Source organism: Streptomyces sp. RG80, assembly GCF_040446465.1.
In the GTDB taxonomy this organism is placed as follows: Bacteria; Actinomycetota; Actinomycetes; order Streptomycetales; family Streptomycetaceae; genus Streptomyces.
Map to the genome: position 1 here is coordinate 42,025 of NZ_JBEAAJ010000004.1, position 19,566 is coordinate 61,590.

The window sequence follows — 19,566 nt, forward strand, 5'->3', positions numbered from 1 at the left end:
CCCGGTCGGCCACCGCCCTCTCCACTCCTACCGATCCACTCCTACCGGTCCACTGCTACCGGTCAGCTGCTCGCCTTCTGCGTGAGGTCGTAGAAGGTGGACGAACCCACCGTCACCTTCTTGAAGTTGGCCTCGACCCAGCTGGTGATCTGCGAGGACGTGCCGCTGCTGCTGCCGCCCATGCCGCCGCCGGAGCCGGAGGAGATGAAGTAGTGGATCTTGCCGTCCTCGACGTACTGCTTGAACTGCGCGAGCGTCGGCGACGGGTCGGTGCCGTTGAAGCCGCCGATCGCCATGACCGGGTCGCCGGTGGAGAGCTGGTAGCTCGCCGCGTTCTGGGCGCCGATGGCCGCCGCGACCCAGGTGTAGTCACCGGAGTTCGTCTCCAAGAGCTTCTTCGCCTCGTCGGAGACGGTGGCGCCGTTGAGGAGGCCGCCGACACCGCCGCCTCCCATGCGGCCGCCTTCGCCGGTGGTGGTGCCGGGCATGCCGCCGGTCTGGCCCTGCTGCTGGCTCTGGCCGCCCTGGGAGTTGCTGTTGCCGTTCTGGCCGGGCATGCCGCCACCGGGGAAGCCGTTGCCGACCTGGCCCTGCGTGTTGCCGTTGCCGTTCTGCTGGTTCTGGCCCGGCATGCCGCCGCCCATACCGCCGCCACCGCCACCGGGACCGCCGCCCCGGCCGCCGCCACCGCCGCCCATCATGCTGGCCCCGGCGGGACCGGCCGTGACGATGGAACCGGTGTGGCCCTCCTGGAGGGTGCTGATGGTGTACGCGGTCGGGCCGGCGAGGGAGGCCACCAGGCCCACGGACGCCGCCGCGAGGGCGAGTTGCCGGTTGATGCGGCCGGCGAAGATCAGGCCGAACGCGGAGGCGAGGCCGCCGACCAGGACCAGCCACTTCAGCCAGGGCAGGTAGTCGGAGGTGCGGTTGAGCAGGACGTAACCCCAGGCGGCGCTGGCCACGACCGCGGCCGCGAGGGTGAGGGACGCCCAGATCTCGGACCGCTTCTCCCACAGCAGGGTCGAGCCCATGCCGATCACCGCGGCCATGTAGGGCGCGAGGGCGACCGTGTAGTACTGGTGGAAGATGCCCGCCATGTAGCTGAAGACGACCATGGTGATGAGCAGCGAGCCGCCCCAGACGAGGAACGAACCGCGGGTGACGGACGTCCTGCGGGCCTTCCGCGTCGCCCACAGGCCCGCGACCAGCAGGATCAGGGCCGCCGGGAGCAGCCAGGAGATCTGGCCGCCGATCTCGGAGTTGAACATCCGGTCCCAGCCGGTCTCGCCCCACTGGCCGGTGCCGCCGTTGCCGCCACCGCCGCCGACACTGCCGGTCTCCTCGCCGTTGAGGCGGCCGAGTCCGTTGTAGCCGAAGGTCAGTTCAAGGAAGGAGTTGTTCTGGGAGCCGCCGATGTAGGGGCGGGAGGAGGCGGGCCACAGTTCGACGATCGCGACCCACCAGCCGCCGGAGACGACCAGGGCGGCGGTCGCCGCGGCCAGCTGGCCGAAGCGCTTCTTCACCGACACCGGGGCGCAGACCGCGTAGACGATCGCGAGCGGCGGGAGGATCAGGAAGGCCTGGAGGGTCTTCGCGAGGAAGGCGAAGCCGATCGCCACGCCCGCCCACAGGAGCCACTTGGTGCGGCCGTCCTCCAGGGCGCGGACCACGAAGTAGCAGGCCACGGCCATCAGCAGGGCGAGCATCGCGTCCGGGTTGTTGAACCGGAACATCAGCGCCGCGACGGGGGTGAGCGCGAGCACGGCGCCCGCGATCAGGCCGGCCGCGGGGCTGAAGCGGCGGCGCACGGAGGCGTACACGACGGCGACCGAGCCGATGCCCATGAGGACCTCGGGCATCAGGATCGCCCAGGAGCTGAGCCCGAAGATCCGCACCGACAGGGCCATCGGCCACAGCGAGGCCGGGGGCTTGTCGACGGTGATGGCGTTGCCCGCGTCCAGCGAGCCGAAGAAGAACGCCTTCCAGGACTGGCTGCCGGCCTGGACGGCCGCGGAGTAGAAGGAGTTGGCGTAGCCGGAGGAGCTGAGGTTGTAGAAGTAGAGTGCCGCGGTGGCCAGGAGCAGGCCCCAGAACGCGGGGCGTGCCCAGCGGGGGTCCTCGGGGCGGCCGCGCCACAGTCTTTTCACGAAGGGCTGCTTGGGCTCGCCGGCCTCGGGGGCGGGCGGGGCCGCGGGAGCCGTGGGCTCCTGTACGGCCGTATTGGTGATGGTCATCGGGAGGCCCCCGGGTCGTTGTCGGCGGGGCGCACCGGCTGAAGCCGCATGGTGGCGTCCCGCCAGTTGCGGTCCGCGGCTGCACCGGCGCGGAACTGGTCGTCGTACGAGAAGTGGTCGCCGCCGGTGCGTACCGGCAGCGGCGGGTGGAACGGCTGCATCGTGGGGGTCGGCGGGACGGGAGTGTGGCTCGCCACCACCGTCGACTCGCGGCGCTCGGGGAAGACCCAGGCGCGGAAGAGCAGGAAGCGCAGCACGGTCGCCGCGAGGTTGGCGGCGATCAGCACCGCCAGTTCGGTGGAGTGCGCGGGGTCGCTGCTGGCCGCGTTCAGCGCGGCGAGCGAACCGCTGGTCAGCGCGAGGCCGATACCGAAGACGACCAGGCCCTGCGCCTGGTGCTTGACGGCACCACCACCGCCGCGCACCCCGAAGGTCAGCCGGCGGTTGGCCGCCGTGTTGGCGACGGCCGAGACCAGCAGCGCGAGCGCGTTGGCGACCTGCGAGCCGCCGAACTGCCGGAAGACGCTGTAGAGGAGGAGGTAGAAAAGGGTCGAGAGTCCGCCGACCACACAGAACCCGACGAGCTGGCGGGCCAGTCCCTTCGGTACGTCCTGGATCTCACGGTCGCGCGGGTCGTCGCCGAACGGCCGGGTGATCCGGTCCAGCGGCAGGGAGCCGGAGGCCAGGGCCTTGCCCACCCGCCACACTCCCTTGAGGTCCTCGGTCGCCGTCCTGACGATGTGGACGGTGGAGTCGGGGTCGTCGACCCAGTCGACGGGCACTTCGTGGATACGCAGTCCCGCACGCTCGGCGATGACCAGCATCTCGGTGTCGAAGAACCAGCCGGTGTCCTCGACCATCGGCAGCAACTGCTGGGCCACGTCACGCCGGATGGCCTTGAACCCGCACTGCGCGTCGGAGAAGCGGGCCTGGAGCGAGCCGCGCAGGATCAGGTTGTACGAGCGGCTGATGAACTCCCGCTTGGGGCCGCGCACCACCCGGGAGGAGCGGGCGAGCCTCGATCCGATCGCCAGGTCGGAGTGGCCCGAGATCAGCGGGGCCACCAGCGGGAGCAGGGCGTTGAGGTCGGTGGACAGGTCCACGTCCATGTAGGCGAGGATCGGGGCGTCCGAGGCGGACCACACGGTGCGCAGGGCGCGACCGCGACCCTTCTGCTCCAGGCGGAAGTTGCCGACCTCGGCGAGCTCCGCCTCCAGCCGTGCCGCCACCTGAGGGGTGGAGTCCGTCGACGCGTTGTCCGCGATCGTGATGCGGAACGCGTACGGGAAGGTGCGCTTGAGGTGCTCGTGCAGTCTCAGCACACACGGCTGGAGGTCCTTCTCCTCGTTGTAGACGGGGATCACTACGTCCAGGACAGGCGTACCGGCGTCTGTGGCCGGGAGGTGCTCCCGCGCCGGCAGAGTGCCGGGAGAAGAGTCGGTTCGCATGACAACGACTCTGGTCAGGTGCCCTGTTGCACCCATGTGCTGGCACTGTGCTGTACCTGTGAGTGCGATTGCCAGTTTGTCTCGGGCGCCGGGCGGGGGATCGCCGGGGTGAGCGCGGGCAGGTGCACGGTGAAGACCGTACGGCCCGGAACGCTGTCCACGGTCACCGCGCCGCCGTGCGCGGTCGCCACGGCCTGCACGATGGCGAGGCCGAGACCGGTGGACCCGGAGGCCCTGGACCGCGAGGAGTCGCCTCTCGCGAACCGCTCGAAGACATGCGGCAGCAGATCGGGCGGGATGCCCTGACCGTTGTCCTCGACGTCCACGCACATCCACGGTCCCCGGCGCTGGATGCGGGCGGTGATGGTGGTGCCGGGCTCCGTGTGCTTGCGGGCGTTGCCGAGCAGGTTGATGAGCACCTGCTGGAGGCGTGCGGCGTCGCCGGAGACCAGGGCGGGTTCATCGGGCAGGTCGAGCCGCCAGTTGTGCTCCATACCGGCCGCGCGGGTGTCGCTGACGGTGTCCACGACGAGGGGGATGAGGTCGGTCTGCTCGAACTGGAGCGGGCGGCCCGCGTCCAGCCGAGCGAGCAGAAGCAGATCCTCCACCAGCAACGTCATACGGCCCGCCTCGGACTCGATCCGTCCGAGCGCGTGCCGGGTGTCGGGGCCGATCTGCTCTCTGCCGCGTCTGGTGAGTTCGGCGTAACCGCGGATGGAGGCGAGGGGGGTCCTCAGCTCATGACTGGCGTCGGCCACGAACTGCCGTACGCGCATCTCGCTCTGCTGGCGGGCGTGCAGGGCGCCGTGGACGTGGTCCAGCATCCGGTTGAGAGCCGCGCCCACCTTGCCGACCTCGGTGTTCGGATCACACTCCGACTCCGGGACGCGCTCGCTGAGGTTCACCTCGCCGGTGTGGAGCTGGAGTTCGGAGACACGGGTCGCTGTCGCGGCGACGCGGCGGAGGGGGCGGGTGGCGACACCGACGATGACGGTGCCGGCGATCCCGGCGGCGACGAGGCCTGCGGCGGTGACGCTGGCTTCTACGGCTATGAGGGTGTTGAGGGTGTTGTTGACTTCCGTGGTGGGGAGGCCGACGTAGTAGTCGCCTTTGTCGCCAGTGGCGTACTTGACGAGGTACTCACCGAGGCCGGGGATGTCGACAGTGTGCAGCTTCTGGTCCTGGGAGACTTCGTTGAGCGCCTCGATCGCCTCGTCGCTCAGGGCCACCGCGGTCCGGCTGTAGCCGTCGTCATCCCCCACCTTGGCATCAGTGATGACGCCCTTCTGGACCATGGCAGCGATACTGCGCGGCTGCGGCCCCTTGCTGACCAGGTCGGTCAGGCTGGCCGGGGTGTCTCCCCCGGGCCCGCCAGTTCCCTTCGTCTGCTGACCAGGCGGAGCGCCCAACCCGGAAGCCCGCGCCGCGGACTCGCCGACCTTGGTGCCCAACTGCTCGTACAGATGCGACCGCAACGCCAAAGTCGTCACCGTGCCGATCACCGCGCACACCACCGCGATCAGCACCACCGACGCGACGACGAGCCGCGCCCGCAGGGTGCGCGGCTTACCCAGTCGCTTCTTCTGCGTACGCGGCCGTCGTCGTCCGCTCATGACGCCGCGGGCTTGATCAGGTAACCGGCGCCACGCCGGGTGTGGATCATCGGCTCGCGACCGGCGTCGATCTTGCGGCGGAGGTACGAGATGTAGAGCTCGACCACGTTGGCCTGCCCTCCGAAGTCGTACGACCAGACCCGGTCCAGGATCTGGGCCTTGCTGAGCACGCGCCGAGGATTGCGCATCAGGAAGCGCAGCAGCTCGAACTCGGTGGCGGTGAGGTGGATGGACTCCCCGGCCCGCGACACCTCGTGGCTGTCCTCGTCGAGGGTGAGGTCGCCGACGACCAGCACGGAGTCGGAGCGCCGGTCGGCGGCACCGGAACGGCGGATCAGTCCACGCAGCCGGGCCACGACCTCTTCGAGGCTGAACGGCTTGGTGACGTAGTCGTCGCCCCCGGCGGTGAGCCCGGCGATACGGTCCTCGACGGCGTCCTTCGCGGTGAGGAACAGGACGGGAACGTCCGGCAGCTCACGGCGCATGCGCCCCAGAACGGTCAGCCCGTCCATGTCGGGCAGCATCATGTCGAGGACGACGGCGTCGGGCCGGAACTCCCGAGCGGTCTGGATGGCACCCGTGCCATCTCCCGCACTCCGGATCTGCCATCCCTCGTAGCGCAGGGCCATGGACAGCAGTTCGGTGATCGACAGCTCGTCGTCCACCACAAGCACTCGGACGGGGCTCCCGTCCGGCCTCAGCAGTTCGGTGCGCCCCTGGGGCGAGGTCGTGGTCATGTGGCCACACTGTCTGGATCCTCTGAGAGCACGCTTTCGGGAGCCTGTGATTTTCCTGAGAAACTCACAGGGACCTCTCAGGGAATGCCCTGGAGGCTCCTTGCCCGCTCCCTTGCCTGCTCGGCCCCGTACTCGGCCCCGCGCCCGTACCCACGCCGGACCCGGCGGTCAGAACAACCCGTCCTGCACAGCCGTCTCCCTCCTGAACTCCCGCACCGGCACCGAAAGTTCCCCGGTGTCCACCGGGTCCACGGGGATGAGTTCCCACCCCGTCATCAGCCGCGTGTCCAGCACGACCACCCCGCCCCCGGTCTCCAGATGCAGATCGGGCCCGGCGGCCGCGACCAGCCGCCCGCCCACCGCCCCGCCGGCGACGAGCTCCGCCACCTGACCGACGGCGGCCGGAAGCCCCGCGAGCCCGAACGCCCCGGTGTGGTCCACAGGTCGGCACGGCTCGGCCCGCAACGACTCCGGCCACCCCCCGAGCGCCACGGCCCGCGCGTGCAGCTCGACGACCTCGGCGGCCCGCTCGGCCTCCGTGCCGGGCAGCCCGGACCGCACCGCCCGCTTGTCGGCGTACGGAATGCGGTCAGGCACCCCGAGGGCGGCTCGCAGCAGCTCCTCGGTCCGGCGGGCGGCCATGAGCGGGCCGGCACCGAGCCAGGTGAAGCAGACGGCGCCCTGTTCCAGCAGCCGCGCCGAGCCCCGTTCTTCGGCGGTGATCCCGACCTTCGTCATGCCGGGTCCGAACCAGGCCAGATACACGTGGTACGGGCGTGGATCGTCCGCGATGGTGTCGGCGGCCACGGAGTGCGCCCGGTCCAGCCGCGCACAATCCTCGCACCGCGCCCCCGTGCTGCGTCCCGGCACGACCGCCCGTACCGGACACGCGTTTCCCCGTGCTCCCACACATGTCCGCACACCCCCGTCCGCGACCCCGAAGGCCACGCGTTTCCCCCAGGTCAGCGCGGAGCGCCGACCGCCTGCCCATGCCAGCGCGGGACCGTCCGCCGCCCAGCGCGGCCCCGAGCACTTCCATGCCTGTGCCATCACCGACGAGCGTAGGGGGCGGCACTGACAATCGGCGCCGAGCCTCCGTGGCCCACGAGTGCAGCCCCCGAGTGCGGCCCGCGAGAACGAGCGGTCAGCGCGCGGTTTCGACGGCCGGGGCGGGCGACACCGCCGTAACGGCGGCCGTATCCGACTCTCGTACCCGCCCCTGGCCCCGCTCCCGACCTCGTCCTCGACCCGCCAGGCGACACCCCACGCACCCCGGGTGCCCCTCGCGCGCGGACAGGTCGCGTGCCCGCATCCCCCACTGCTCACGCGGCCGGCGCCCCGGCGGCTTGCCCCAGCCGGTCAGGTGCAGGACCCAGGTGACCAGGACACTCGCCGCGACCACGGCGAGGCCGCCCGCCAGGACCGCGACGGACACCATGACCACCCCGAACCCCAGCACCACGGAACCCAGGGTGGCCACGGCGAATCCGGTCCACCCCGCGACCGTGTGCCCCTCGTCATACTGATGTGCGCTCACGTACCCGCCTCCCGACCCGACCCGATCTCTTACTTCCTAAGAAATTTAGCACCGAAACCTCTCACGATCTAAGGTAATTTCGAAGATGCCAGCCAAGCCCCGCCCCGCCAGCACCCCGGCCCAGGCGCTGTCGTCGATGGACTCCGTCATCGCGACGCATCTGCTCGGGCAGCAGGAGATGGCCCAGCGGCTGGGCCTGAGCGTCACCGATCTCCTCTGCTTCGGCTGCGTGCTGAAGGCCGGCGAGGACCTGCTCACCGCGGGCGACCTCGCCGAGCACGCCCATGTCACGACGGGCGCGATGACCGGCATCCTCAACCGTCTGGAACGCGGCGGCTTCATCACGCGCGTACCCGACCCCAAGGACCGCCGCCGAGTGCGCGTCGCCGCGGTCCCGGCCGCCGTAGAGCGCGTGGAGGCGCTCTACGGCCCCTACTACGCCCGCCTGAACGACCTGTTCGCCGACTACTCCGCGGCCGAGATCGCCGTACTGAACGACTGGTTCACGCGGACCGCGGGCCTGGCGCTGGAGTACATCGAGGAACTGCGGGTCAGGGACGGGGAGTAGGGCGGGTCGGAGGGCGGGGGTAGGGCTGGCTCCACCCTCGGTTCGGTAGGACACACCCTCGTTCCGAAGGGGTGCGCGACGAGATCGTGGAACCACGCTGATCCGGGACTGATTCCGGACTGATCCGAGCTGAAGCCGGGGTGAAACCCCGCTGAAGCCGGGCCGGGTTCAGCTGTACCTCGTCAGTCAGCCGAGCCCCGCCGGAAGGAACCGTCATGGAGACGCAGCGCACGCAGGACAAGCCGGTGGGCCCGCTCGCCTCCTTCGTCCGGTTCGTGGTGTGCGGCGGCGGGGTCGGGGTCCTGTCCAGCGCGGCGGTCCCGCTGCTGGCCCTGCTGATGCCCTGGGCGGCGGCGAACGCGGTGATCACGGTCGCCTCGACGATCCTCTGCACCGAGCTGCACGCCCTGTTCACCTTCGGCACCGGCGGCCGCGCGGGGCTGCGCCGGCACCTCCAGTCGGCCGGTTCGGCGACCGCCGCGTACGTCGTGACCTGCGCCGCGATGTTCGTCCTGCACACGGTGCAGTCCTCGCCGAGCCTGTTCTGGGAGCAGGCCGTCTACCTCGGCGCCTCGGGCCTGGCCGGCATCGGCCGGTTCCTGGTGCTGCGGCTGTTCGTCTTCGCCGGCGGCCGCAAGGAGACGCCGGCGACGATCCGTCCCGTCCCGGGCGCCCCTGTCCGGCACGGGGACCTGCTGCTCGCCCGCTGAACTCGTTCCGCCGAGAAGGGGCCCCGGGAACGCACACCCCGGGGCCCCTGTTCATGCGTTCAGCCAGGCGTTCAGGAACCGTCGGCCCGTATCGCGTACACGTACCGCTTGTTGACGTACTCGCTGGCGTTCCAGATCACGGACTCGTTGTACGACCAGCCAGAGGCCCCACTGCTGTGGAAGCTGAGGTCCTCGGAGCCGATGGCGAGGTCGGCGACGACGCTCGCGCTGTTCGCCCCGGAGTTGAAGGTGCGCAGCGTGCCCGCGCCGGACGGGCCGTCGCTCACCGAGAGGTAGTGCTTGCTCTGGCGGGAGACGACACCCTGGATCTTCTGCTGGGCGACGGTGACGGCCTCGGTCGCGGTGAGCGAGCCGGGGTGCCGGTCGGTGTAGTCGAGCGGCCAGCGGACCACCTTGGGCACGGTGTTGGTGGGCTCGGTCGTCCCGTTGAAGGGGTCGCCCGGCTCGTCGTAGTCGACGACACCGGAGAGCGAGTACTCGCCTATCACCAGGCTGTCGGGGGTGCTGGCGCGGTCGAGCCCGATCGCCGAGTAGCGCAGCCAGGTGCCGGCGTTGTCGTAGGCGTGGCTCTGCGGCAGGACGTACTTGTAGCCGTAGCCGTAGTACTGGCCGTCGGTGTGCAGTCCGCACACGTCCTTCTCGGCGGTGGCGACGGTGAAGAGGGTGTTGAGGTCGAAGATCCTCAGGCCCTTGTACGTGTCGACGACGTACAGCAGGTTGCCGTACCACATGATCCCGCCGGCGTGCTTGCGGACGGGGTTGAAGGAGTACGCGCCCGTGGCCGTCCGCACCGGCTCGACCAGCAGGATGTGTCGATAGGTGGGCGCGGAGGGGGTGTTGTAGTCGACGAAGGTGAGTCGCATGCCCTTGTCGAGGGCGTAGTCGTTGTCACCGTCGTTGTCGGGGTCGGTCTCGAAGTACCAGGAGACCAGGATGACCTTGTTGCTGCCGCCCTCCGGGTAGAGCCCGTTGCCGTAGGCGTCGGCGCTGGTGGTGACGCCCTGGGGTATCCAGTACGGCACCTCCTGGTCGTCGGGGTCCCAGGCGAAACCGGCCTGGAAGGCCTCGGCCGTGCTGGGTGCGCCGCTGAGCGCGTCGGCGCTGCGGTTGGTGTCGGCTATGACGGTGGTCGCGTCCACCTTGGTGAGACTGGCCGCCAACCCGGCTGCCAGAGCGGCGAATTCGCCGTGGCTGTTGTAGGAGCGGCTGGTCAGGGAGTACTGGCCGGCGTTGATGGTCGCGGCGTGGGCTGCGGTGGGGGCGAGCACGCTGCCGGCGGCGCCGACGAACGGCGCGGCCGCGATGCCCTTGATGATCGCTCTGCGCGTCATGGTCATGACGCGAGAAACTAGGCTGAGTCGAACAGATAACACAAGCACAGTTGTTCGCACCCGACCGCGCCCGTTCGCGCCCAATGGGCGGGCGGGGACGGCCACTTGCCACTCACACCTCTGCGTCCGCCCCGAAATCCGGTCGCCCTCGGGAGAAGACGCGCATAACCTCCAGCGGTGACCGACAGCAGCGACGGCAGCGACCTCAGCGGCCTCAGCGGCCTCAGCGAGAGAGACGGCAGGGACGACAGCGGCGGCGAAGGTGCGCAACTGGGCGCGAAGGCCGCCCGCCGCCTGGCGGCGACCGGCATCTACCGCTTCGAACCCGGCCTGACGGACGCCGAGTTCACCCGTATCGAGCGCGAGCACGGTTTCGAGTTCGCCGACGACCACCGCGCCTTCCTCGCCGCGGGCCTACCGGTCAACATCCCGCAGGAGGAGGGCCAGACCTGGTCCAGGCCGTGGCCCGAGTGGCGCGACGGCGACCCGGACGAACTGCGCGCACAACTCGCCCGGCCGGTCGAGGGAGTTCTCGGTTCGGTCGAGCACGGACGCTTCTGGTACGAGGACTGGGGCCCCCGCCCGCCTGACACGGCAACGGCGCTGGAGATCGCCCGGCTCCGACTGACCGCCGCGCCACGCATGGTGCCTGTGTACGGCCACCGCTACCTGCCCGCGGGCCGCCGCACCTTCGGGCACCCGGTGCTGTCGATGTGGGGGACCGACATCATCCACTACGGCCTCGACCTGTACGACTACATCCACCGGGAGTTCGACGAGGCCATGGGCGAGGTGGACGAGACCTGGAACCCGAGAGCCACGGCCCCGTTCTGGCGGGACCTGCTCTGACACCGGGGGCCCTCAGCGCTTCAGCGCGCGGTACCGCCGATACGCCTCCACCCCGTCGGGCACGAACTCCCACCGCCGAAGGGCATCCTCGAACTCCCCTTCCGTGAGCCACCCGTACCAGTCGATCTCCTCCGGATCGGGCACGATGGCCGCCTCACCCACCACGTCAGCCGCCGCGTCGATCACGGCTTCGTGCACGCCGAGCCAGTACGGGCTGATGACCCCATGGCACAGGAACTTGAACACGAACCGGACCGGCACCCGGACCCCCAGCTCCTCCGCCAGCTCCCGGCCCGCCGCCTCCTCGTACGACTCCCCGACCGCCGCGGCCCCGCCGAGGAGCCAGTTGTACTGCCCCGGGAACCGGGACATCCCCCGCGCCCGCCGATGCACGAGCACGCGCCCCCGGGCATCACGGCACACCACCGTCGCCACCCGATGCAGCCACCCCCGCTCGATCGCCTCCCCACGCTCCACCACCCCGAGCACCCGGTCCCACTCGTCCACCCGCTCGACCAGTTCACCCATGACGGGCACGATCGCAGAGGGGTACGACAGTCCGAACTCGAGCCCGACTCGAGGGGGGCTGGCGTCCCTCTGGGGTACGGCTAGCCGCACCCCCTGTCCGGTGGGTCACTCCATGGCGGCGACAGGGCGACGGGGGCATCGTGGAGAGCAGAGGATCCGCGAGGCACAGGCCCCCTCCCCGGAAGGAAGATCCCATGAAGTCGCAGCCGTCCCCCCAGTCGAACACCGCCGCGCACGAGAGCGAACTCGCCCCGCTGCTCACCGCCTGGGACCAGGCCCACCCGGCCACCGCCGACCCCGAGTGGCGCCATCTCCTGGACGAGCTGGCCCATCCCCACACCACAGAGGCCTTCCACCGCCTGGCAGGAGCCGCAGCTTGAACCGGCCCCCTCCGCACCGCCCGACCCAGCACCCCGAAGACACCGAAGGCCCCGGATCTCTCCGGGGCCTTCGATCTGTGCGCACCAGGCCTCGGACCGGCGCTACAGGGGGGGGCGACCGCCGGGGTTGTGGTACCTGGCTGCGGTAACGCAGGATCCAGGCGGGGGTGACCATGGAACGGCACGTGCTGGAATCGCTGTTGACCGGTGACGACGAGGCCTGCGTGAAAGCTCTGGCCATGCTCCGCAGCGGCGCCACCTACAGCGTGCCGGACGGGGCAACTCCCGCAGACCGGCATGCCGGCGTCTTCAACCGCCGACTCGAGCGCCTGCGAAGGCTCGGATTCGAACCTCACGGGCTGGAACGCGCAGTGCAGCTCCTCCGCTCACATGGCCGACCGGTACGCGTAGGGCTGATCGATTCCGCCGACCGGATATGGACCTCCCTGCTCTTCCTCACCGAGGACGGCAGCGCACTGGTGGCCTGCGCCACCTGGCAGCGGTTCCGCAGGGAACCACCGCTCTAGGAGCGAGGCCGGCCGATCAGGCTCAGACCCAGTGACTTTCGACCCCGGAAACACCGAAGGCCCCGGATCTCTCCGGGGCCTTCGATCTATGTGCACTCGGCAGGATTCGAACCTGCAACCTTCTGATCCGTAGCTCTATTTGGATCGGTTGGTAGCGGTCACACCGGTCGCACTACGGCGTTACAGCGACGCTGCCGGACATGGTTGATTGCTGTGGTTGCTGTACTTCGCTGCTGTATCGTCACTCGCCACCAGCAAGGTCACCTGGGACGGTCCTGACCTGCGTGGCGGGCACGCCGCCTGGTCGCAATTTTACGGGGTCGGCCAGCAGCAGAGTCACGAACTACCTCCTGCGCCGTCCTGGCCACCTGCTACCTGAACATCCGAACCTGTCGGCTGTATGTCCGCGGCGATTTGGAGAGCTGTACTGGGTTGCGCGTTGAGAATTTCAATCTGTGCTTGCTGGCTGCCTGGCTTCCCAGCTGCCTTGGCTGCGGCCTTTTGGAGAATCTCCTTATCCACGTAGTTTGCAAGCCAGCGCGCCCCACCGATACCCACACCTATGGCTCCCGCTAGGGCTGCCCCAGTTAGGCCGTAGTCGTCTTTGCCTGGTTCGCTGTCCGGCCCTCCCAAGATAAAACTACTTGTTAGCGGGCCATATGCAGCCCATGACATGAATGCCGCACAGGCTCCCACTACGATGTGCAAAATAAATCCAGGGCGCCAGATCTGCGTACCGTCCACTGTTATCCAGCGAGGCATGGGGAACCCACTGTCCTCGGACAACAGAGCACTGACGATACCTCCGAGCGCTCCAAGACCAGCGACTGTCAACCCCACTTCCCAAGCCTGCATGGTGGGCCACCTTTCCCGCGAGATGCTCCGGTCTCCTATTCAGGTGCCACAACCGAAGTGTCAGTCAGCCTGCGTAGCTCGCGCCCCGCCCACTCAAGACCGCTTGCAAGCAAGGCCATTTCGAAGTCGCCGCCAGCCTTGATGACGAGGCGGTCCCTGTATCCGGACTCATCGCCCATGTCCATCATCGTGAGGTTGGTAAGCGTGATCTCCAGCCAACCACCGTGCCCCGCATCGCCGCCCTGGGGCCCATTGGTGGAGACCTCAACTTTGAGGCCAGCTCCATGGTGAAATTCAGCTCTGGAGTGCAGAACTTCGCTCATAAGGTCAATATATTCCCAGATCGAGCAGAGTGCCCTGTTATACGGTCGAGTGCCACTCCGAGGTCGGCGGAGCGACTTTGGCCGGGAGCTGCTTTGGCGCGAGTGATCATGGCCCCGTAAGCTCATGGCGAGTCGGGCAGTCTGTGGACCTGCCCGTTAAAGCACGACGTTGGGGCCATGATCTTCGAGGCTCGCGCCAAAGTGGCTGGCTAAAGTCGCGGAGCCGACCGCCCCAGCCACGGGGCAACGGCCCCGGTAGCGAGGTAGACCGCGGGGAACCGCCGCCGCGATCCGGCCTTCTCGGTAACACAAAGCGTCGTTGACCTGGTGGTGCGGCAATCCCCTGTACCTGATTGCCCGGTGCTTGGTTCTTGGCCGCTGCTGGTGGCGACGGGCGGGCGGCGGTGCGCGGCCGGTGGCGCAGACATAGAGGCGGCGCGGCGGCGGCCGACCGGCGCCGCCGCGCGTGCGCGGCCCTCGGTCCCCTGATCGATCCCGACTCCGTTGGGCTGCCCGGGTCTGATGGTCTTGATGGGGTGTCTCGTGCTCGTGCGCCTTGGGGGTTCTTCGGTTGCTGCTGGGTCTTCCATCCCAAGGCCGGATCGCGGCGGTGGTTCCCCGTGGGCGTGCCCTGCGTCACCTGAGCAAGAGCCCCAGGTCGTAGGGTGGTTGGCGCTCGCGGCCGGAGCGTGCCGGCCGCGAGCGCAGCGAGCCTTGATGAAGTAGAGAAACTCTTACCGCGCCCGGTCGGTCAGCTGCTCGGGGCGACGTAGCACACCGCGTCGACGCTTTGCCCGTTGCCGTAGTGGTGCGGTGCGCGGCCGATCTCGCGCCAGCCAAGCCGCTCGTAGAGGCGTATGGCAGCGGAGTCTTTGGTCATCACATCTAGGACCAGCCGGAACCCGTGCTCGCTGCCATAGCTCATGGCGGCCTGCATGAGGCGCTCGCCGACGGCATGCTTCCTGGCCGCCTTGACGACGAACAACCTGGCGAGAACTGCGATTTGGTCTTCGCGGTCGCCGCTCTGCTCCATCCAAAGAGAGACGGCGTCCTCACCCTGTGGGCGCATGATCGCGACATGCCCAATAACGGCACCATCGAGCTTCGCCACCCATGCCGCGATCACGTCGGCAGATCGCAACCAAGTCTCCGGCTGGTCTACCCCCTCAACCGGGTACCCGTCAGTGGCATGAACCTCGACCAATGCCGTGGCGGCTTCGGTCAGATCTGCATCTTCGAAGGGTCGGACGATCAAGGACTTCACCTGCGACTCCTGTCACTCGACTGGCAGTTCGTAGAGCAGGCCGGTCTGGTCGGCTCGATGCACGTAACGGGACACCTCGAACGGGATGCCCTCCTGGTCCAAGCTCGTGTGCAGCACTTCCAGAACCGGGACGCCAGGCAAGAGTTCGAGGATCTCGGACTCTTCGGGGGTGGGCATCCTTGCGCTGATCTCGTCGCGGACGCGCGTCATGACATGCCCAAGTTCCTCTAGGCGGCCGTAGATGCCGTCCTTCCCCGTCTTCGGTTGCATGAGCAGCGTTCCTTGCGCCTCGTCCCACCTGAGATAGGTCGAAACGATCTGCACTGGTACGTCGTCCGCGAAGTAGTGGTTCTCCCGGTGGACAACGCTCTCTTCGTCCGCAGACACCTTCAAGCGTTCCGCCACGTCAGCCGGTGGCTTCTCACGAGCGATGGACGGAACCTCGATCCTGGCCACCTTGCCCTGACGCTTCGCTTCCAGCCGGAACGGCGTCAAGCCCGTCTCGCGGTTCTTGAGCGAGTAGCGATCACTGCCGAACCGGAACAGCTTCTGTGGCTTGCGGACGAAGACGCCACTCCCGTGCTTCGCAGTGACGAGTCCCTGTTCAGCAAGTATCCGGACGGCCTCACGGGCGGTGTTCCGTGCCGCTCCGTATGTCTCGGCTAGCACGCGCTCAGATGGCAGCTTTTCGCCGCTTTGAAGTTCTCCGCTCTCGATCTGGCGACGGAGTTCTTCGGCGATGCGCCGACTCGGGGGCTGCGGAGCCGAGGGGCGGGCGGACGTCATGACCGGAGTTTAGCAACTGGCTCAAGCCACCTTGTTGACCCCGGCACGGACCTGTGCTCAACTGGCTTAAGCCAGTAAGTGGCTCAAGCCAGTTGGCCCACCTGTGGTGTGCCACGAGCAAGGAGATTTGCCATGCGTCAGATTCCTGTCGAGACGTCCGGTGCGACCGTGATGGTTGCCAAGGCTCCGCAGCTCAAGGTCAAGGACCGTCGTACCGGTGAGATCGCCGTTGACGCGGAGACCGGGGCGAACATGATGACCGTGGACGTGATGTTCGCGGCCAACGACGAGGTGGAGATCCTCTCCATTGCCGTCCCGGAGCCGGGTATCTCCGGTGAGCTGGCCATGGGTACTCCGGTCGCGTTGACCGGTCTGATTGCCCGGCCGTGGGAGAACGAGTTCAACGGGCAGAAGCGGCACGGGATCGCGTTCCGTGCGGTCGCGGTCACCTCGCTTGTCGCGGCTGCGTCGAAGCCGAAGGCGGCCTAGACCATGCTGAAGCTGTTAGTGATCGCGTGCGCGGCCCTGGCCGTGCTGGCGCTGCTGCTGCGCTGGCGCCGCCCGGTCTGGTACTGGTTCGCCTTCGGCGCCGTGCTGGCCATCGTTCGGGTGCGGGTCCGCTACGCGACCACGATGGAGGCGTGCCGGTTGACGGTTCCGGCCTCGCGGATGCGCCGGGCATGGGCCCGTTGGGCGGGCAAGCCGGTCCCGCAGCAACGAGTCCCGCGCCTGCTGTGGATCCGCCCGACACGCACCGGGCTGCGGCTGCGGGTCCGGCTGTGGCCGGGTCAGGACGCGTTCGAGTTCTCCGCCGCCTCCGACCGGCTGCGGCACTCCTTCGCCGTCCACCAGGTCACCTCACGCGAGATCAAGCCGGGAGTCGTGGAACTCACCCTGACCGGCTACGACGTCCTCAAGCGGGTCCAGATGCCCGCCACCCCCGACAGCGGCGTACTGAAGATCCCCCTCGCCCTGGTGGAGGACGGCACGGTCCACTACCGCGACTATCGCGAGGTCCCGCACTCGATCACGGTCGGCGCCACACAGTCCGGGAAGTCCGTCACCCAACGCACCGTGATCAAAGAACTCGCCGCACAACACGTGGCGCTGGTCGGCATCGACTGCAAGAAGATCGAGCTGGGGCCGTTTGCCCGCCGCTTCTCCGCCCTCGCCGACAACCCCGACGATGCCGTGGAGCTGCTCGAAGCACTGGTGGCGCGGATGGAGGGCATCTACGACGTGGTCCGCATCGAGCAGCGGATCAGTGCCGACACCCCGGACGGGGAGATCGCCGCGAACATCTGGGATCTGCCCGAGGAGCTGCGGCCGGTGCCGATCGTGGTCACCATCGATGAGATCGCCGAACTCACCCTGAGCACGAAGAAGAACGACCCGCGCCGCGACCGGATCGTCAAGGCCCTGGTCCGCCTCGCCCAGCTCGGCCGGGCTGCCGGCATCTTCCTGGACATCTACGGCCAGCGCTTCGGCTCCGAACTCGGCGACGGCATCACCATGCTCCGCGCCCAGCTCACCGGCCGGATGGTGCACCGCGTGAATGACGAATCCACCGCCAAGATGGCCTTCGGCGACATCTCCCCGCACGCGGTGTTCGCCGCGACCCAAATCCCTAACACCCGGCGCGGCATGGCGATCGTCGGCTACTCGACGGGCGAGTGGGTCCGCATCCGCACCCCGCACACGACCATGCGACAGGCCGTCGCCGCCTGCAACCGGCACGCCCATCTGGCCCCGGTGCTCCCGGAGTTGGCCCGCTTCCGCCCGCTGTTCGATCTCGCGCCCGACCCGGCGCCCGCGGTGGCCGAAGCCGCCTGACCCCACCCCTGTTCCACGGTCGGCGTGACCGCCTCGCGCCAGGTCCCTACCCGATCCATGCCTGATGGAAGGGAGATCGCCTCCATGTGCCCGCACTGCGAGGACTTCGCCCGCACCGTGATGATGCTCGGCGCCCTGGCCCTGTACGCCAACGCCGACGACGCCGACCTGACCTTCGTCGAGCTGGTCGGCCCGTCGCTGGCTGTGTCGCTGCCGGAGCCGCCGCCCGGCACCTTCCCGCCCGGCTACGACCCCAACGACGGCCCCCAGTACCCCGACGGGACGTGAGGGGCATGGCGACCGCGAAGAAGCCGCCTACCCGCCGGACCGCCAAGCCGAAGCCGGAGCCGGTGAAGTGCCCGGCCTGTCACGGCACCGGAGAGGTGTCCCGAGCCGTCCGCGTCGGCCGCAAGCAGCGCGTGGTGGGTGAGCAGACCGGGATGTGCCTGGCCTGTTTCGGCACCGGCGAAGCCCCGAGCAACTGACCCCTGAAGGAGGAACCCGCCCATGACTGCCATCGCCACACCGGACCGTGACAGCACGTCGGTCGGCTACCAGGTTCTGAAGGTCACCGAGCTCTGGAGCTTTGCGGAGGAACTGTTCGCGATCGACGTTGACGGCCATGTGCCCGCTCGCGTCGCCCTCGCCGCCGCCAATCGCTACGCCCGCGAAGTGTGGGGTTTCCTCTCACTGGCCCGTGAATGCCGCAACAAATCGTGGGCTCTGGGCTACGTCCCGACCGGCTGCCAGCGGCTCTACGTCCGCACCCCCGTCTGCCTGATCAAGCCGTGCTCCTGCGAGGGCTTCGGCCACCCGCAGGACTCAGCCGTCCCGCTGCCCGGCGCCCGACCCGTCACCCGCATCGACTTCTGCTGATTCACCTGCGGCGGGGCGGCCGGACCCGTTCCCCGCCTCGCCGCGGCCCAACTCCTCGTGAATGGAGGTGAGGACATGACCCGCTCGCTGCGTCTGGATGCTGTGCTCGTTCAGGCCGTGATCGCCGGAGCCTTGTCCTTCGCCCACCTGCACGACCTCGCCGCCGCGGCCGGACAGACCGGCTGGAAAGCCTGGGCCTACCCGGTCTCCGTCGACCTCCTCCTCGTCGCCGCCTGGCGACGCCTACGCAGCGACGGCCCGTCCCGGCTGGCCTGGTCCTGGTTCCTCATCGCCCTGGTCGCCTCACTCGGGGCCAACGTCGCTACCGCCGGATTCCTCGACCTTCAGCATCCGCCCGCCTGGCTGCGCTTCGGCATCGCCGGATGGCCCGCCCTGGCCTTCCTCGGCGGCACACTCCTCGCCCACTCGGCCGGAGAGCGGGAACCGGCCCGGCCGTCGCTCTCAGATCCGGTCCCGGAACCGGACGTCGCCGCGGAACCGATCCCCGGTCCGGCACCCTTGCCGGCCGACCCGCTTGACGCATCCGTGCAGGTCCCGGCCCTGCCCACGGCCGACCCGGCCCCGGCTCCGGCGCCTGCTCTGGCTGTGGCGGTGCCTGCCGCGCTGGTCGACCACGCGCGCAAGGTCGCCGACGACCACCAGACCCGCACCGGTACCCCCATCGACACCGACACCCTGCGCGCCCGCCTCGGCGTCCCCGCCCCCATGGCGGACGCCATCGCCGCCCAACTCACCTGACTAGAAGGGAAGTTCACCCATGGGCCTGTACACGATCTGGAACGAGATGCACCGCGTCGGGACCACCGCCATCGGCGGCGGCCAGGACCGCAACGGCCACATGAAATACGTCGCCGCCTGCGAGTCCGAGGACTGCGGCTGGTCATCCGCCTACGACTCCTACGACGCCGCCATGATCGCCGCCCGCGGCCACGTTTGCCCCGTCCGCTGACAGGAGACCAGCTCATGTCCGTGCCGCTGTGGTTCTTCCTCCTCTGCCTGGGCGTGGTCGGCGTCAAGCTCATCCGCCCGCCCTGGTGGCTCGTCATGGTCCTGCTGCTCGGCGGCTACCTCCTCGCCGACAGCTTCCTCGCCCCCGCCCTCGACACCGCAACCAAATAGGAAGGG

24 protein-coding genes are annotated in these 19,566 nt (G+C 69.0%); 13 read left to right on the forward strand and 11 right to left on the reverse strand.

Going from position 1 to position 19,566, the window contains the following annotated elements:
• Positions 1-62: 62 nt before the first annotated feature.
• The 6 genes from ABKA17_RS14215 to ABKA17_RS14240 form a co-directional block, all read right to left on the reverse strand.
• Positions 63-2,234, reverse strand: a complete 2,172-nt coding sequence (locus ABKA17_RS14215; protein ID WP_353692394.1) for an ArnT family glycosyltransferase — start codon at positions 2,232-2,234, stop codon at positions 63-65.
• Positions 2,231-3,682 carry a bifunctional glycosyltransferase family 2/GtrA family protein gene (locus tag ABKA17_RS14220; protein WP_353692395.1) on the reverse strand — a complete coding sequence of 484 codons (1,452 nt, stop codon included), beginning with the start codon at positions 3,680-3,682 and terminating at the stop codon, positions 2,231-2,233. The genes ABKA17_RS14215 and ABKA17_RS14220 overlap by 4 nt, the downstream gene beginning before the upstream one ends.
• Positions 3,683-3,696: 14 nt before the next feature.
• Positions 3,697-5,295 (reverse strand): sensor histidine kinase, encoded by a 1,599-nt coding sequence (locus ABKA17_RS14225; RefSeq protein WP_353692396.1) that lies wholly within the window; start codon positions 5,293-5,295, stop codon positions 3,697-3,699.
• Positions 5,292-6,032 carry a response regulator transcription factor gene (locus tag ABKA17_RS14230; protein WP_171141772.1) on the reverse strand — a complete coding sequence of 247 codons (741 nt, stop codon included), beginning with the start codon at positions 6,030-6,032 and terminating at the stop codon, positions 5,292-5,294. Before ABKA17_RS14230 ends, ABKA17_RS14225 begins: the two co-directional genes overlap by 4 nt.
• A 168-nt stretch (positions 6,033-6,200) precedes the next feature.
• Positions 6,201-7,082 carry a DUF2797 domain-containing protein gene (locus ABKA17_RS14235; RefSeq protein WP_353692397.1) on the reverse strand — a complete coding sequence of 294 codons (882 nt, stop codon included), beginning with the start codon at positions 7,080-7,082 and terminating at the stop codon, positions 6,201-6,203.
• A gap of 94 nt (positions 7,083-7,176) precedes the next feature.
• A complete protein-coding gene (locus ABKA17_RS14240; RefSeq protein WP_353692398.1) occupies positions 7,177-7,569 on the reverse strand; it encodes an HGxxPAAW family protein in 393 nt (130 codons plus the stop codon).
• Between the two features lie 85 nt (positions 7,570-7,654).
• Between ABKA17_RS14240 and ABKA17_RS14245 the strand changes: the two genes are divergently transcribed.
• Positions 7,655-8,137 carry a MarR family winged helix-turn-helix transcriptional regulator gene (locus tag ABKA17_RS14245; protein ID WP_353692399.1) on the forward strand — a complete coding sequence of 161 codons (483 nt, stop codon included), beginning with the start codon at positions 7,655-7,657 and terminating at the stop codon, positions 8,135-8,137.
• Positions 8,138-8,352: 215 nt separating this feature from the next.
• The gene (locus tag ABKA17_RS14250; RefSeq protein WP_353692400.1) at positions 8,353-8,847 is read left to right on the forward strand and encodes a GtrA domain-containing protein; all 495 of its coding nucleotides are present in this window, start codon (positions 8,353-8,355) and stop codon (positions 8,845-8,847) included.
• A 71-nt stretch (positions 8,848-8,918) separates the two neighbouring features.
• On the opposite strand, the gene ABKA17_RS14255 is transcribed toward ABKA17_RS14250, so the two are convergent.
• Positions 8,919-10,199, reverse strand: coding sequence for a hypothetical protein (locus ABKA17_RS14255; protein ID WP_353692401.1), 1,281 nt, complete (start codon positions 10,197-10,199; stop codon positions 8,919-8,921).
• Positions 10,200-10,493: 294 nt separating this feature from the next.
• Between ABKA17_RS14255 and ABKA17_RS14260 the strand changes: the two genes are divergently transcribed.
• A complete protein-coding gene (locus ABKA17_RS14260) occupies positions 10,494-11,048 on the forward strand; it encodes a hypothetical protein (protein ID WP_502994263.1) in 555 nt (184 codons plus the stop codon).
• Between the two features lie 12 nt (positions 11,049-11,060).
• Here ABKA17_RS14260 and ABKA17_RS14265 read toward each other — a convergent pair whose 3' ends face one another.
• The gene (locus ABKA17_RS14265) at positions 11,061-11,576 is read right to left on the reverse strand and encodes an NUDIX hydrolase (RefSeq protein WP_353692403.1); all 516 of its coding nucleotides are present in this window, start codon (positions 11,574-11,576) and stop codon (positions 11,061-11,063) included.
• Positions 11,577-11,770: 194 nt separating this feature from the next.
• On the opposite strand from ABKA17_RS14265, the gene ABKA17_RS14270 reads away from it, so the two are divergent.
• Together ABKA17_RS14270 and ABKA17_RS14275 are read left to right on the forward strand one after the other, a co-directional pair.
• On the forward strand, positions 11,771-11,956 hold the full coding sequence (locus ABKA17_RS14270; RefSeq protein WP_353692404.1) for a hypothetical protein: 186 nt from the start codon (positions 11,771-11,773) through the stop codon (positions 11,954-11,956).
• Positions 11,957-12,129: 173 nt separating this feature from the next.
• Positions 12,130-12,483, forward strand: a complete 354-nt coding sequence (locus ABKA17_RS14275) for a hypothetical protein (protein WP_353692405.1) — start codon at positions 12,130-12,132, stop codon at positions 12,481-12,483.
• An 890-nt stretch (positions 12,484-13,373) separates the two neighbouring features.
• On the opposite strand, the gene ABKA17_RS14280 is transcribed toward ABKA17_RS14275, so the two are convergent.
• The 3 genes from ABKA17_RS14280 to ABKA17_RS14290 all read right to left on the reverse strand — a co-directional run bounded on the left by ABKA17_RS14280 (position 13,374) and on the right by ABKA17_RS14290 (position 15,711).
• Positions 13,374-13,661, reverse strand: a complete 288-nt coding sequence (locus ABKA17_RS14280; RefSeq protein WP_353692406.1) for a hypothetical protein — start codon at positions 13,659-13,661, stop codon at positions 13,374-13,376.
• Between the two features lie 751 nt (positions 13,662-14,412).
• Positions 14,413-14,925: a GNAT family N-acetyltransferase gene (locus ABKA17_RS14285; protein ID WP_353692407.1), complete on the reverse strand. Its 513-nt coding sequence runs from the start codon at positions 14,923-14,925 to the stop codon at positions 14,413-14,415.
• A 12-nt stretch (positions 14,926-14,937) separates the two neighbouring features.
• A complete protein-coding gene (locus ABKA17_RS14290) occupies positions 14,938-15,711 on the reverse strand; it encodes a GntR family transcriptional regulator (RefSeq protein ID WP_353692408.1) in 774 nt (257 codons plus the stop codon).
• Positions 15,712-15,843: 132 nt separating this feature from the next.
• Between ABKA17_RS14290 and ABKA17_RS14295 the strand changes: the two genes are divergently transcribed.
• The 8 genes from ABKA17_RS14295 (at position 15,844) to ABKA17_RS14330 (ending at position 19,560) form a co-directional block, all read left to right on the forward strand.
• A complete protein-coding gene (locus tag ABKA17_RS14295) occupies positions 15,844-16,200 on the forward strand; it encodes an SCO3933 family regulatory protein (RefSeq protein ID WP_353692409.1) in 357 nt (118 codons plus the stop codon).
• A 3-nt stretch (positions 16,201-16,203) separates the two neighbouring features.
• Positions 16,204-17,544 carry an FtsK/SpoIIIE domain-containing protein gene (locus tag ABKA17_RS14300; RefSeq protein ID WP_353692410.1) on the forward strand — a complete coding sequence of 447 codons (1,341 nt, stop codon included), beginning with the start codon at positions 16,204-16,206 and terminating at the stop codon, positions 17,542-17,544.
• A 57-nt stretch (positions 17,545-17,601) separates the two neighbouring features.
• Entirely contained in the window at positions 17,602-17,832 is a 231-nt protein-coding gene (locus tag ABKA17_RS14305; protein WP_353692411.1) for a hypothetical protein, read from the forward strand.
• Positions 17,833-17,837: 5 nt separating this feature from the next.
• On the forward strand, positions 17,838-18,029 hold the full coding sequence (locus ABKA17_RS14310) for a hypothetical protein (RefSeq protein ID WP_353692412.1): 192 nt from the start codon (positions 17,838-17,840) through the stop codon (positions 18,027-18,029).
• Between the two features lie 22 nt (positions 18,030-18,051).
• Entirely contained in the window at positions 18,052-18,420 is a 369-nt protein-coding gene (locus ABKA17_RS14315; RefSeq protein ID WP_353692413.1) for a hypothetical protein, read from the forward strand.
• Between the two features lie 75 nt (positions 18,421-18,495).
• On the forward strand, positions 18,496-19,179 hold the full coding sequence (locus ABKA17_RS14320; RefSeq protein ID WP_353692414.1) for a DUF2637 domain-containing protein: 684 nt from the start codon (positions 18,496-18,498) through the stop codon (positions 19,177-19,179).
• Positions 19,180-19,198: 19 nt separating this feature from the next.
• On the forward strand, positions 19,199-19,390 hold the full coding sequence (locus ABKA17_RS14325) for a mobile element transfer protein (RefSeq protein WP_353692415.1): 192 nt from the start codon (positions 19,199-19,201) through the stop codon (positions 19,388-19,390).
• Between the two features lie 14 nt (positions 19,391-19,404).
• Positions 19,405-19,560, forward strand: coding sequence for a hypothetical protein (locus ABKA17_RS14330; protein ID WP_353692416.1), 156 nt, complete (start codon positions 19,405-19,407; stop codon positions 19,558-19,560).
• Positions 19,561-19,566 lie beyond the last annotated feature (6 nt).

Coding starts and splice junctions, on each gene's coding strand:
- ABKA17_RS14215 (WP_353692394.1), bottom strand. CDS start 2,234: ATGACCATCACCAATACGGCCGTACAGGAGCCCACGGCTCCCGCGGCC.
- ABKA17_RS14220 (WP_353692395.1), bottom strand. CDS start 3,682: ATGCGAACCGACTCTTCTCCCGGCACTCTGCCGGCGCGGGAGCACCTC.
- ABKA17_RS14225 (WP_353692396.1), bottom strand. CDS start 5,295: ATGAGCGGACGACGACGGCCGCGTACGCAGAAGAAGCGACTGGGTAAG.
- ABKA17_RS14230 (WP_171141772.1), bottom strand. CDS start 6,032: ATGACCACGACCTCGCCCCAGGGGCGCACCGAACTGCTGAGGCCGGAC.
- ABKA17_RS14235 (WP_353692397.1), bottom strand. CDS start 7,082: ATGGCACAGGCATGGAAGTGCTCGGGGCCGCGCTGGGCGGCGGACGGT.
- ABKA17_RS14245 (WP_353692399.1), top strand. CDS start 7,655: ATGCCAGCCAAGCCCCGCCCCGCCAGCACCCCGGCCCAGGCGCTGTCG.
- ABKA17_RS14250 (WP_353692400.1), top strand. CDS start 8,353: ATGGAGACGCAGCGCACGCAGGACAAGCCGGTGGGCCCGCTCGCCTCC.
- ABKA17_RS14255 (WP_353692401.1), bottom strand. CDS start 10,199: ATGACGCGCAGAGCGATCATCAAGGGCATCGCGGCCGCGCCGTTCGTC.
- ABKA17_RS14265 (WP_353692403.1), bottom strand. CDS start 11,576: ATGGGTGAACTGGTCGAGCGGGTGGACGAGTGGGACCGGGTGCTCGGG.
- ABKA17_RS14270 (WP_353692404.1), top strand. CDS start 11,771: ATGAAGTCGCAGCCGTCCCCCCAGTCGAACACCGCCGCGCACGAGAGC.
- ABKA17_RS14275 (WP_353692405.1), top strand. CDS start 12,130: ATGGAACGGCACGTGCTGGAATCGCTGTTGACCGGTGACGACGAGGCC.
- ABKA17_RS14280 (WP_353692406.1), bottom strand. CDS start 13,661: ATGAGCGAAGTTCTGCACTCCAGAGCTGAATTTCACCATGGAGCTGGC.
- ABKA17_RS14290 (WP_353692408.1), bottom strand. CDS start 15,711: ATGACGTCCGCCCGCCCCTCGGCTCCGCAGCCCCCGAGTCGGCGCATC.
- ABKA17_RS14295 (WP_353692409.1), top strand. CDS start 15,844: ATGCGTCAGATTCCTGTCGAGACGTCCGGTGCGACCGTGATGGTTGCC.
- ABKA17_RS14300 (WP_353692410.1), top strand. CDS start 16,204: ATGCTGAAGCTGTTAGTGATCGCGTGCGCGGCCCTGGCCGTGCTGGCG.
- ABKA17_RS14305 (WP_353692411.1), top strand. CDS start 17,602: ATGCCTGATGGAAGGGAGATCGCCTCCATGTGCCCGCACTGCGAGGAC.
- ABKA17_RS14310 (WP_353692412.1), top strand. CDS start 17,838: ATGGCGACCGCGAAGAAGCCGCCTACCCGCCGGACCGCCAAGCCGAAG.
- ABKA17_RS14315 (WP_353692413.1), top strand. CDS start 18,052: ATGACTGCCATCGCCACACCGGACCGTGACAGCACGTCGGTCGGCTAC.
- ABKA17_RS14320 (WP_353692414.1), top strand. CDS start 18,496: ATGACCCGCTCGCTGCGTCTGGATGCTGTGCTCGTTCAGGCCGTGATC.
- ABKA17_RS14325 (WP_353692415.1), top strand. CDS start 19,199: ATGGGCCTGTACACGATCTGGAACGAGATGCACCGCGTCGGGACCACC.
- ABKA17_RS14330 (WP_353692416.1), top strand. CDS start 19,405: ATGTCCGTGCCGCTGTGGTTCTTCCTCCTCTGCCTGGGCGTGGTCGGC.